The 11,807-nt window shown below is 69.7% G+C and carries 7 protein-coding genes; 1 reads left to right on the forward strand and 6 read right to left on the reverse strand.

The window, feature by feature from the left end; translation table 11 throughout:
• Nucleotides 1–184: 184 nt before the first annotated feature.
• From NGB36_RS28290 to NGB36_RS28315, 6 genes are all read right to left on the reverse strand, one after another.
• On the reverse strand, nucleotides 185–1,861 hold the full coding sequence (locus tag NGB36_RS28290; RefSeq protein ID WP_255923411.1) for a DUF262 domain-containing protein: 1,677 nt from the start codon (nucleotides 1,859–1,861) through the stop codon (nucleotides 185–187).
• 201 nt (nucleotides 1,862–2,062) lie between these two features.
• Nucleotides 2,063–5,299: a hypothetical protein gene (locus tag NGB36_RS28295; RefSeq protein WP_255923412.1), complete on the reverse strand. Its 3,237-nt coding sequence runs from the start codon at nucleotides 5,297–5,299 to the stop codon at nucleotides 2,063–2,065.
• Complete coding sequence (locus NGB36_RS28300) at nucleotides 5,299–6,402, reverse strand: metallophosphoesterase family protein (protein WP_255923413.1); 1,104 nt, start codon at nucleotides 6,400–6,402, stop codon at nucleotides 5,299–5,301. Before NGB36_RS28300 ends, NGB36_RS28295 begins: the two co-directional genes overlap by 1 nt.
• 187 nt (nucleotides 6,403–6,589) lie before the next feature.
• Complete coding sequence (locus tag NGB36_RS28305; RefSeq protein ID WP_255923414.1) at nucleotides 6,590–8,206, reverse strand: RNase H family protein; 1,617 nt, start codon at nucleotides 8,204–8,206, stop codon at nucleotides 6,590–6,592.
• A gap of 85 nt (nucleotides 8,207–8,291) precedes the next feature.
• Nucleotides 8,292–8,723, reverse strand: coding sequence for a hypothetical protein (locus NGB36_RS28310; RefSeq protein WP_255923415.1), 432 nt, complete (start codon nucleotides 8,721–8,723; stop codon nucleotides 8,292–8,294).
• A 53-nt stretch (nucleotides 8,724–8,776) separates the two neighbouring features.
• On the reverse strand, nucleotides 8,777–9,316 hold the full coding sequence (locus tag NGB36_RS28315) for a hypothetical protein (protein ID WP_255923416.1): 540 nt from the start codon (nucleotides 9,314–9,316) through the stop codon (nucleotides 8,777–8,779).
• 301 nt (nucleotides 9,317–9,617) lie between these two features.
• Between NGB36_RS28315 and NGB36_RS28320 the strand changes: the two genes are divergently transcribed.
• Entirely contained in the window at nucleotides 9,618–11,804 is a 2,187-nt protein-coding gene (locus NGB36_RS28320; RefSeq protein ID WP_255923417.1) for an N-6 DNA methylase, read from the forward strand.
• The last annotated feature ends 3 nt before the right edge of the window (nucleotides 11,805–11,807 follow it).

An 11,807-nucleotide genomic window follows, 5' to 3' on the forward strand; every position in this document is an offset into this window, starting at 1 on the left:
ATCCGCTGCCCCGGTCAGATGGCGTCAGCCAGGGAACGCGCTCAGCACTGCCTCGGAACGGATCTCAATCCCGACCCCAGACCGCCACCCGACATATGCCGGAACGGCCGCTCGGGTATCCCCCACGAGTAGCAACCAACGTGCCGCCTTGCCAGGGCGGATGACGTGTTCGGCAAGCGGAGGGTCACAGATCCCACTCAGTGCTGAGCGCGGTCAGAAGGTAGTCCTGACGTTTCGCCAGCACTTCAGGGGTCCAGGTCTCGTAGTTGAGGACCTGCGCGGTCAGTGCAAAGTTGACCGTGCCGAGCTTGCTGGTGAAGTACTTGGCCTTCTTGGTCGCGAAATCATAGTTCTGCGCCTCGGAGTTCTTGGCGCGGTTGAGCAGCACGAGGTTGCCCAGCCGGTGCGTCCAGCGTTCGCGCTCGTCCTCACCGAAGTCGTCCAGCCAGCGAGACCCCGTCTTCGGCTTCTGCGGCAGGACGTGCTCGACCGTGATCAACGGATAGGCGTAGACGGCGCCAGAGCTGTTGGCCAGTACTTCGTCCAGACGCAGCAGGACGTACTTACGGGTTCTGGTGTCGAGGTAGATTGGTCCGGCGAGCCGCTCCCGGGTCGCCGCCCGCTCGTCTCCGGTCAGTGTGAATGACGGGGCATCCAGCTCGTAACCGCCGTCAAGTTCCTTCAGAAGTTCGGCGTAGCGCAGGACACGCGGCGTCGTGTAGATGCGGCGGATGAACATGCTCGCGGCGAGCCGCTCCAGCGTGCGGAAGAAGCGGTCAAGCCAGCCCGCGTCCTGGCCGTGGTTACGCAGCGCCCACAGCGCGGAGGGCCGCCAGTCATTGTTGTCGATCTGTGCCAGCCGCCTGAACCAGGCATTGACCTGCTCGGCTCCGGTCGGCGTGCTGTAGCTGTGATCACGGATCTGCTCGTAGGCGTTGGCGTAGGGCACCAGCACGTCATTGACGAAGTCCTGCGCCTTGCCTGGTAGGAAATACCGGTTGAGGACCTGCTCGGGGAACTCCTTGAGAAGTTCGCGTCTGGCGCGCTCCTTGGCAAAGATCATGCGCAGGTGTAGGAACAGGTCGGCGAAGTCGTCGCGGCCGAGGCTCTCCTCTGCGTCCTCCCACTTCGCGGCGCAATCGTCCCCGGTCGCGAGGTCGAGATCTCCGATGATCAACGACTTGAAGATGTCGGCTGGCGACAGGTCCAGACCGCGGGCGTTCATTACGCTGAAGATGCGGTGAGCGCTCTCCAGGTCCGGGGTGCTCACCACAACGAGGAAGGTGCGGGCGGCCAACAACTGCACCAGCTTCAGCTGCCGCTCGGGCGACCACGTGGACAGCTGTAGATGCAGCGCGCGGGCATTGGCTTGCAGGGCCTGCTGTGCATCGGTCTTCAGCTTGTCAGTCTTCAGTTCCAGCAACGTGGCGATCGAGCCTTTGGTCTGCACATAGGTGCGGAAGAAGCCGGCGTCCTTGCTCCGCAGGGTCAGCCGAGGCTTGGCCGTGAGCCCCAGGGTCATCTTGCCGGGCTCGGCGATCTGGGCATCCAACTCGGCTTGGAGTCCGGGGTCCTCGGCGAGATCGCGTAGCACCGCGAGCAGGATCGTCAGCGTTGTGAGCCGCTGTTGCCCGTCGATGACGTCTGCTGCGGCATCGCGAGGCTCCTTGACGAGGACTATCGAACCGAGGAAGTACGGCTCGTCCCCGCTGCTGTCCAGTGCCTCGGCGAGGTCGGAGAGCAGTTGTTCGGCCTGCTCGGGCTGCCAGGCATAGGGGCGCTGGTAGTTCGGGATGCGGAAGTCGTAGTCGCTGCAGAACACCTTGTGCAGCGGCACTTCGTGAGCCTCTAGTTGCTTCATGTGCCTATCCTTCCGGAACAGGAATCATCGCGTTTCGGGAAGCGCAGCGCTGCTCCACAGCACGACGGTGTTGACATGTCTGCGCAGCTCCTCCTCGTGATAGGAGAGTGTGTCTCCAGAGATCTCCAGGGCTGACTGATCAGCGGTCAGGCCGACAGTCGCCTGATCACGACGTGGCCGGGGAGTCAGCGGTCGCGGATGTCACTGGCTGGCGACCGGGCGCAGCGCGACGACGGAGTCAGCGGGGCCGGTGAGTGTGTCACGGGCCCAGTCGACTATGAGTTGCTCCTGCGCGAAGAGGATGACCTGCTGGTGAGCGGAGAGTTCGTGGAGTAGTTCGAGGAGCCGCCGGGTGCGTTCGGCATCCGACTGTACGGTCACGTCGTCGAGGAGCAGCGGGCAGGATTCGTCGCGGACGGCCAGATGGCTGGCGAGGGCGATCCGCAGCAGTAGGTAGATCTGTTCGGCGGTTCCGCGGGAGAGCCGCTCGGAGTGGCGCAGGGTCCGCTGGTCGCCGCAGACACGCACGCGCAGGTCCGACGGATCGACGATCGCGTCGACGTACCGGCCGCCGGTGATGCGCGGGAGCCACTGTTTGAGGCTGCCTGCCAGCACAGGTGCGATGTCGCGGTGTACCCGCTCCTGAGCGTTGTGAAGGAACTGCTGGGTGAGAGACAGGACGATGTCGAGCTGCTCGACACGGTCCAGTTCACGTCGGGCCGCGGCTGCCCCCTCCTCTGCCTCGGGGACCGAGGGCAGGGCCCGCGTGCGTTCCTGGAGGGCACCGTCGGCGGCTGCGGCGCAGTCGGCAGCGTAGCTGGCTGTAGTGCGAGCCTCGCCGAGGGCCTGGCGGGCTCGTTCCCGCAGTCCTGTGAGGCGGACGGTGTCCGGGTGCGGTATTCCTTCGCGTTCTGCGCCTTCGGCGAGCTTGGCCGCTGCGGTTCGGGCTTGCTCCTCGGCCGTATGTGCCTCGGTTTCCGCCTGCGCATGCCGGCTCTCCATGGTGGTGACGGCGGCGGCGAGGTCGTCGAGGCCGGCGCCGTCGAGGAGGGTCTGCAGTGTGCTCCATTGCGATCGCTGCTCATCGAGGGCAGCCTGCGCCGTCGCGCGCTCGTGCTGCCACTGGGTCAGGGCGGCGGTCAGTGCCCAGGCGGTGCCGGTCACGTCGTCCGTGTTCAACGCCGAATCGACTCTGACTGCGGCGGCCTCCGCCGCGGCTACCAGGTCAGTTAGAGCGGCAGCGCGCAGCGCCTCGGCTTGGGCGGCATTGTGCTCGCGCTCGCGGCGGGCTTCGAGTTGCTGGAGAAGGGCCGCGCGCTGGCTCGCAGCTGCGGCCTGCTCGGCACGGGCACGGCACTGGTCCTCGTAGTCGTTCCGCATCGCCTCGATCGAGCCACCGGTGCCATCTGTGCCATGGGCGACCAGTGTGTCGCGAAGCAGCCGCTCGGCCTGGTCAACGCCGGCACGAAGCCGCTCGAACCGCTCGGTCCAATGGGCTGTCGCCTCGGTCGTGGCGATGGCATGCTCGGCTTGGGCGGCCAGGGTCGCCAGCCGCTCCGCGTCGCCTGGCACGTCGAGTTCGGCGCAGAGCGCGGCTGTCTTCTCCCGGACCGTCTCGGCGGTGCGCACCGCGCGCTGATGCTCGTCCTGCCGCGCCTGGGCGGCCGCGGCCGCGCCCTCGGCGGAGGCCAGTTCGGCTTCGAGCCGCCGCACAACGGTATCGCTGTCAGTGACCCGCTGGCTCGCCTGGGCCAGCCGCTGCTCGGCGGCAGCCAGCTCGGGCGCGGGCTCTTCCTCGGTGTTCGCATTCGGCCGCGCGCGCCGCCTCAGTGCGGCGACCACGAGCAGGGCCACGCCGAGGATTCCGCTGACGGCGCTGACGACGGATTGCCCGGCTGCGAGCAGGCCTGCACCCCCTGCGAGAGAGAGCACTCCCGCGCCGGCCAGCTCCGTCCGGCGCCGCTTTGTGGCGGCAGCCTTGATGGCCGCGGCCGCGACCCGTGCCTCCTGCTGTGCGGCCAGTCGTCCCTGCACCGCGGCGCGAGCGGATTCGGCGTCGCGTAGGTCACGCTGTGCCTCGCCGTGTTGTCGGCGTGCCTGCTCCAGAGCCTCGGCAGTCCTGCTCCGCTCAGCGGCGGTAGCGTCGAGTTCGCTCAGGAGTCCGTCCGGCATCTCGGGGAGAGGCGCGGTCATAGCCTGGGCGAGCTCTCGCAGCCGCGCCGGTCCCACCCGGACGGCGGTGTCCACCTCGGTGTCGGCCTGCGATTCCGCCGGTCTGCTGCGAAGGTGCTCTTCGAGCACCGCTGCGGCCTTCTCGAACTCGGAGGTCGCAGCGCGCACTTCGTCGTGGACGGCGGTGTCGCCGTCCGGTGGCTCCGGCAGTTCCGCGATCATTGCGGCGAGTTCAGCGGACGTCGGCCCCGTGAGAACGGGTGCGGCGGGTGCGGCTTTCCAGGCGCTGATGGCGTCACCGACCAGCCGGGCGGTGCTCTCCCCGATCAGGCCGTCGTCGGGTGCCTTGCCACCGAGGACGCTGTGGAGCTGCCTGGCACGCTCCAGGCGATGCCGCTCCCGGCTGAGCTCACTGGACACAGTGTTCAGCCGCTCGACGAGCCGGTTTGCAATCTCCTGTTTCCTCGCGGCATCCGCGGCATGGTCGATAAGCCGGTCCAGCCGGACGATGACACGGTCGCGGGTCTGAACCTCGTCAGCGGCGGCCCGGGCCGCCTCTCGACATTCCTGGGCCTCGGCGACGAATTGCAGGTAGTCCTCGTGGAGCCGCTGGACGACGTTCAGGTGCTCTTCGGCTCGGACCAGCCGGTCCTTGGCCCGGCGTAGTGGGCGGGTGCTGTTGCTGCGGTCCGAACCGACGTGCTCACGCTGGAACGCCTGCAGGCATTCCAGCGCCTGGGCGGCGGTGCTGTCCGTGTTCGCGTTCGCCGCTGCGCGTTGCAAGTGTTCCTGCAGGCTGCCGGCTGCATCGAGGACGGACAGCAGCTCGGCCTGGGTGACGCTGCCGGTGGCGGCGAAGGAACGGCGGTCCAGGCCTAGCCAGCGGGAGCCGTCGGGCGCACCATCGTGCATGATCTCGGCGGACACGTCGCGACCCAGCGCCAGGTCGGTGGCCCGGCAGTCGACCATTCCAGCAAGGTCGTGGCGCAGTTCGATCCGGCGTCCGTCGTCCAGGGACAGGATGCAGGAAACCCCCCACTCCTCTGGACGGTCCCACGGGCGGTGCCGGTCGGCGAAGCGCTGGTCCTCTGTGGTCTGGCGGCCCCTGGCACGGCGTCGGCCGCACAGCGCAGCGTAGGTGGCCGCGTGCCAGCTGGACTTCGCGGACTCGTTGCCGCCGTGGACAACCGTCATACCGGGGGTGAGGATCAGGGTCTCGCCGACCAGCGGGCCAAAGGCGCGCGCGGTGACCGTGTGTATGCGCATCAGCGCACCTCCAGTTCGTCCGCGCGACCGTCGAAGGCCCGCAGACCGGTGATCAGGACTCGTCGGCGGGTGTCCTCGTCGAGATGCGCTGCTGCCTGCACATCACGGACGAACTGGCCGCGTACGGTGGCCTCCTCGGCCAGCGCCGCGAGGTCGTAGGCCGGGCGCACCGCGCCGAGCCTGGCCACCAGCGCCTCCAGATGCGGGGCGACGCCCTCCAGGCCCTCTGCCCGCACGTTGATGTCGGGCGCGACCTCGCCCTCCAGAGTCACCCGGGCGATGCCGGTCATTGCGGCCACGGCTGCTGCGACGCGCTCGCGTACCTGCCCGGTGTGCTCGACGCCGTCCAGTCGGACGGTCACGTCGTGGACTTCGCTGTGCGCGACGCGCTGCCGTGTCCGCGCGACGGTGCCGTCGGACGTCACCGTGACGATCACCGCTCCGCGCTCGCCGGTCTCACCGAACTCGAGCGGGTCGGGATTGCCCGGGTAGGTGTGCGTCTCGGCGTCCTTCGGCAGATGGAAGTGGCCGAGCAGGGCGTGGTCCAGCCCTGCCTCGCGGATCTGAGCGGCCCGAAACGGCGCGTGCGGCGCCTTGCCCGACTCTTGGTAGGGCAGCTCGGACTGCTCGGAGCCGTGGAACAGTGCCACGTTCACACCACCGCGGTCCACCCGGAACCCGTCCAGGAAACCATCGGTGTTGGCCGGCGCCCGGTGAGCCGCTCCCCACAGGGTTAAGCCGTCGGCGAGCTCGACCGGGGACAGGCGTGCCTCGGTGAAGACGTGCACGTTGGACGGCCAGTCAACCTGCCGGTACAGGCTGCTGGGTCCGTACCAGTCATGGTTGCCGGGCGCTAGGAACACCGGGCGCGGATGAAGTGCGCCGAATACAGAGCAGAGGAACGCGCCGGTGTCGGCTGCCACCCGGTCGTGCTCGTACAGGTCGCCCGCGCACAGCAGCGCGTCGACATCTTCGGATATCGCGAGATCGCGGATGCGCTCGAGGGTTTGGCGTAGCGCCAGTCGGCGTGCCCGCGCCAGTTGCGGCCGTGCCCAGCGGAATGGCGTGTCCAAGTGGAGATCGGAGAAGAGCAGGAGCTTCACCGGGCCACTCCATGCGAACGCCGGAGCGGGGCACGGCGCAAGAGACACCGCGCGGACGCGGAGCCAACCGCGCGTAGAGCGATTCCAAGCATGGAGCGCCCTCCAAGAGTATGTCACGAATGAGCGTGAAGAGTGAAGCTATCAGGAAGATTTTGCGGTCATGATCTGGTCTGTCTTTGGTCTGCGATCAGGCGACCAGCCCGGAGGGGCCGCCAGCACGAAGTGAGTTGGTGATCTGTTCTGCTGACTTGCGTGCCACGGATTCGGGGGTGCGGCCGCTGGCGCGGTGGAGGGCGAGGCGGGCGAGGGCGTCGGCGGCCTCGTTGAGGTCGTGGCCGATGTGACCCTTGAGCCAGCGGACCTCGATGCGGTCACGGTGAGGCGCGAGTTGGTCGAGCAGCGCGCGGCCATCGGGGAAGAGCACGGTGCGCTGGATGATGGACGGCTCCGAGCCGTTGACGGCGTGGCGCACGGCCTCGACCGCCTGGATGCTGTCGCACAGCACGAGGACGCGCTGGAGCGACGGATGACGGTCGACCAGGGCGAGAAGCGCCTGGCAGACGGCGATGACCTCGGCTTCGCCGCTGGTGGATGCGAGGGAGTCGCCCCAGCCGGCGGTCCCGTCGGCGGCGGCCCAGCCGTAGCCGCACAGTGCGGACTCCTCGGTGTTGACGGCGGCGTCGGCCACCGCCCAGGGGATGTTGGCCGGTACGTCGTCGAGCAGCGCGTAGCGGGCAGCGTCCAGGGCGATGGGTGCTGTGATGGCAGCCGGGGAGCGAGGTTCGTCGTCGCGGGCGAGGTAGGGCGCGGCCAGGCCGGGGGCGCAGGCGGGGCAGCCTTCGCTGCTGTTCCTGCAGGAGAGTTCGTGTGCGGCGGCTGCGGCCGTAATCTCCTCCCACAGTTCGGGCTCGGCGGCGGCAAGGCGCCGGGTCGCTTCGGAACCACACTTCAGCCGCAGCTGTCCGATGACTGGATGGGCGAGGCGGCTGATGCGGCGGCGCAGCCCGGCATGTCGCCATGTGGCCTCGTGGGCGCGCAGCGCCAGGACGGCCGCGTCCTGGTAGGCGGCGTCGAGGGCGTCGAGTTCGGCTGCTCGGGCGTTCGCCGGGCGCTGGAGTATGGCTCGTTCGGCCAGGGCTATGGCGTATCGGCCCCACGCCTGCGCGGTGCGGGCGTGCGCTGCCCAGTGCTCGACGACGGCGTCGTGGGTCAGGTGCGGATTCTCCTCTTCCCGGGCGTCGTGGAGCAGTGCCTGGACGAACTCCTCATCGGAGCATGCAAGGAGCCGCTGGATGTCCGGCGGGAGTTCGGAGGTGACCAATCCTCGTGCGCGCGCCCAGTTCCATACGTTCGAAGCGGGCACGTCCAGCTCCGTTGGCGCCAGTTCGCGCTCGGCGCACGCGGCTTCGTACGCCGCGTGGAAGGCATAGGGGCGGGCCTTGGCCAGGACGCGCGCGGCGAGCGGCAGCCGGGGCCTCGGGGAGCTTCCGGGCTCGAGGCGGGCGTGCTTCGCCGCGGCTGCCGCGCGCTTGCGGGCCTGGGCGATCCGCTGCAGCCGGACGGTCATGACTCGCCGTTCCCGCGTGGGCATGGCGCTGAGCCGGGCGCGGTGCAACCCGCCGCGGGCGAGTGTTTCGGCGTGCAGGAGGGCGCCGACGTGGGCGTCGGCGAGCTGAGGGGAAGTCAGCGCGGCGATCGTCGATGGCGAGGCGGTGCCGTAGGCGTGGGCGAGTGCGGCCTTCTGCAGGGCGTCGAAGTCGGAGGCGAGGTGTGCGATGAGGGCGGTGGTCTCGGGAGGGGTCATGGGCGGCCGTATCCCTTTCTGTCCCGGGCTCGGTCGGGTGCGGGGCGGGGCGATTGCCGGGTGGGGCGGCGGAATGGCGGGCTGGTTACTTCCCGGGGTCCTGGCGGGCGGTGGCGTAGACGTTGTTCTCGCAGGCGTTCATGTACTGCTGCCGGTCGATGGTGATGTTGGACGCGGATGCGTCGTCCGCGTACTCGGTCGAGCAGGTCTGGTCGTCCGGCGTGGTGTCCGGGGTGGTCGAGGCGTTGTCGTAGACGCCGCCGGAGGTGATCTGTCCGGCCGCGTGGATGCCCAGCAGCACGGACTTCCCGAAGATCGGGTTCTGGACGACCTTGGTGACGGTGATCGGCTTGGCCGCCTTCGCGTCGGCGGCGCGCGTCTCGGCCCGCGCCGCCTGCACCGCCCGGTCCTTGCCGGCGATCCTGGAGGAGTCGACCGCGTTCACGGCGACCGCGCCGGTGACGGCGGCGACAGCGACGCAGCACGCCACTACGGTGACGATTCTGTCTCTCGTCATGTCCATATTCCTTTCTCGTGAGGGGTCCCGGCCGTTGCGTGGCCGGGAGGGGGTCAGCCGCCGTTGACGACCTTCACGGTCCAGTCGCACTCGGAGTTGATCTGAAGGTGGTGGGTGCCCGCGTCGTACTGCGGATCCTGGCCGCTGCCCTGGGACTTCAGCTCGTTGGCGAGCGGCATGCCCGTCTCGTCGGTGACGATGAAGTTGCCGGGCTGCCCGAGCGCCGCGCAGTTGAAGGTGTACTGGAGCGTCCAGTTGCCGCCGACTGTGAAGGACGGGGTGTTCTTGATTCCGCTTCCGCTGTCGGTCATGACGACCGTGGGCGCCGCCGTCGGAGTCGGCTTCTGGTTCAGAGCGCTGCTCGACGGGGCGGTGGCGGTCGGGCTGCCGGAGGAGTTGCTGTGCGCGCCCGTGGTCGTGCCCGTCGCGCCGGCGGCTACGAGACCGATGATGACGAGCAGAGCCAGCGCGCCCGAGCATCCGAGGCAGCCGAAGAGGCCCTTCCTGGACTTCTTCTGCGGCTGCTGGGGCGGCCCGTATCCCGGCTGCTGACCGTACGGGTACGGGTTAGCCGGGGGCTGGTTGTGATTCATGAGGCGTGTTCCTCCCCTGTTGTCCTGCGCAGTTGCTTGTCCCGCGCGGCGCCTACGTCTGGAACTTCTGGAACTGGTCTGTCCGGTCGACTCGCGAGCCCCGTTCGCCCGGTGGGCGGAGGGACGGGGCAGGGCCGGGCTTCCTGCGTGCTGGAGATCAGCGCAGTCGCTACGAGGACCAAGCCTCGAGCGGAAGCAGAGCCAGATAAGCAGAACAATGAAAGCACTGTCAATCACATCTTCTGGAGTGGATCGTCGTGTAGGGTGTGTGCGTCAGCTCGCCACCGAGTGGGGGAAGGTCATGCCGAAGCCGTCCGCACAGGTGACCGCCGCCGAGATCTCCCGGCTGGCGGGGGTGACGCGTGCCACGGTCAGCAACTGGCGCCGCAGGCATGCCGACTTCCCCGCCCCGGTCGCCGGCACCGATGCCAGCCCGCTGTACGACTTGGAGGCGGTGCGCGCCTGGCTCGCGGCGCGCGGCCACGTATCGTCCGCCTCACCGGCCGAGGAACTGCGCACCGTCTTGCGCCTGCATACCGGGACCGACGGCGCCGCCACCCGCCTGCTGCCCCTGGTCCTGGCCGCCGCCGAGCGCGACAAGGACGACCTGGCCGCGCTGAGCGGGCTCCCCGACGCCGATCTCGCGGCACGCTGCCAGGAAGCGGTGGGCAAGCTGACCGACGTCGTCCCCGACGCGGACGCCATCACCTACACGCCGGACGACGCGTCCCTGCTGCGCGCCCTGCTGCACTGCGTGCACGGGCAGAGCGCCCAGGCCGCTCTCGACGTCCTCGCCGAGCGCGAGTTGGAGGACAGCGCCGCAAGCGGCGCCTACCAAACCCCCCAGCGGCTAGCCGATCTGATGTCCTGCCTGCTGGCACCCGGCCCCGGCCCGTATCCGGCGCGGGTGCTCGACCCGGCCTGCGGCAGCGGCAGCCTGCTCGCCGCCGCCCGCTCCGGCGCCACCTGCCTGTTCGGCCAGGACAGCATCCCCGTCCAGGCCCAGCGCAGCGCCGTGCGGCTACACCTGTCCGCCCCCCGCGCCGAGGTCGCCGTGCGCGCCGGGGACTCGCTGCGCGCCGACGCCTTCCCCGGCCTCACCGTGGACGCCGTCCTGTGCAACCCACCGTACGGAGACCGCGACTGGGGCCACGACGACCTGGCCTACGACCCCCGCTGGGCCTACGGCCTGCCACCGCGCGCCGAGTCCGAACTCGCCTGGGTCCAGCACGCTCTGGCCCACCTCGCCCCCGGCGGCCTCGCGGTCATGCTCCTGCCGCCCGCCACCGCCTCACGCGCCTCCGGCCGCCGGGTACGCGCCGAACTGTTGCGCGCTAGCGCCCTGCGCGCCGTCATCGCGCTGCCGCCCGGCGCCGCCACCCCCTTCCACATCGGCCTGCACCTGTGGATCCTGCAACGCCCGCGGCCGGACGAGACCGGGCAGCACACGGTGCTGTTCATCGACACCGCCGCCGACCAACGACCTAGCCCCGCCCACACGTTGCCCACCCAAGCGGCGGGCACGCCGGCCCGCTCCCGGGAGGGACGAACGGACCTTGACTGGACCGCGCTGAGCGACACCGTCCTGGCTCACTGGCGGTTGTTTGCTGCCGATCCTGCTGGCTTTGCTGACGAGCCCGGCGTGGCGCGCGCCGTCCCGGTCATCGAGCTTCTCGACGACCTGGTCGACATCACCCCGACTCGTCACGTCCGGACCAGCCCGTCCGCTGCTGACCCGGCCGCGATCGCCAAGCGCGCTGAGGAACTGCGACGCCGGCTGAAGGAGGGCGTCACGATCTTGGCGGCGTCCAGCGGCGGTGGCGGCTGGCAGCCGGCGGGGGAGGGCGCGCGTTCTTGGCGCACCGCCACCATCGCCGACCTCACACGCGGCGGAGCCCTCACCCTCCACCGCGCCGCCCCCGGCACGCGCGGCGCCCAGGAATCCGAACGACCGGGTGAGGGTGAGGAGTACGCGGGCCGGGCTGTCCTCACCGGGTACGACGTGGCGACCGGCGGATGCGCCTCCGGAGACCCCGATGGGCAGGCGGGAGCAGCCTCCGTCCTCGTCGAGGAGGGCGACATCCTGCTGTCGAGCCTCCGCACCGTCGCCCCGGGCGCCATCGTTCGAGTCGCGGACGCCACCGACGCCGGATGCCTCCTCGGCCCGAACCTGCACCTCTTCCGCCCCGACCCCGAGCGCCTGGACTCCTGGTTCCTGGCGGGCTTCCTGTCCGCCGAGGACAACATCAACGCCGCATCCACCGGTACCACGACCATCCAGATCGACCCTAGGCGCCTGCGCCTCCCGTTGCTGCCGCTGGCCGAACAGCGCCGCTACGGCAAGGCGTTCCGCCGCCTGTACGAGCTACGCGCCGCCGCCCGGCAAGCCGCCGACCTGGCCACCGCCACCGCAGACCTCCTCGGCACCGGACTCACCGGCGGCGCCCTCCTGCCCCCCGGCACTCAACCCGAGTCCGATTCCGCCTGACGC

Source organism: Streptomyces humicola (genome assembly GCF_024436035.1).
Classification (GTDB): domain Bacteria; phylum Actinomycetota; class Actinomycetes; order Streptomycetales; family Streptomycetaceae; genus Streptantibioticus_B; species Streptantibioticus_B humicola.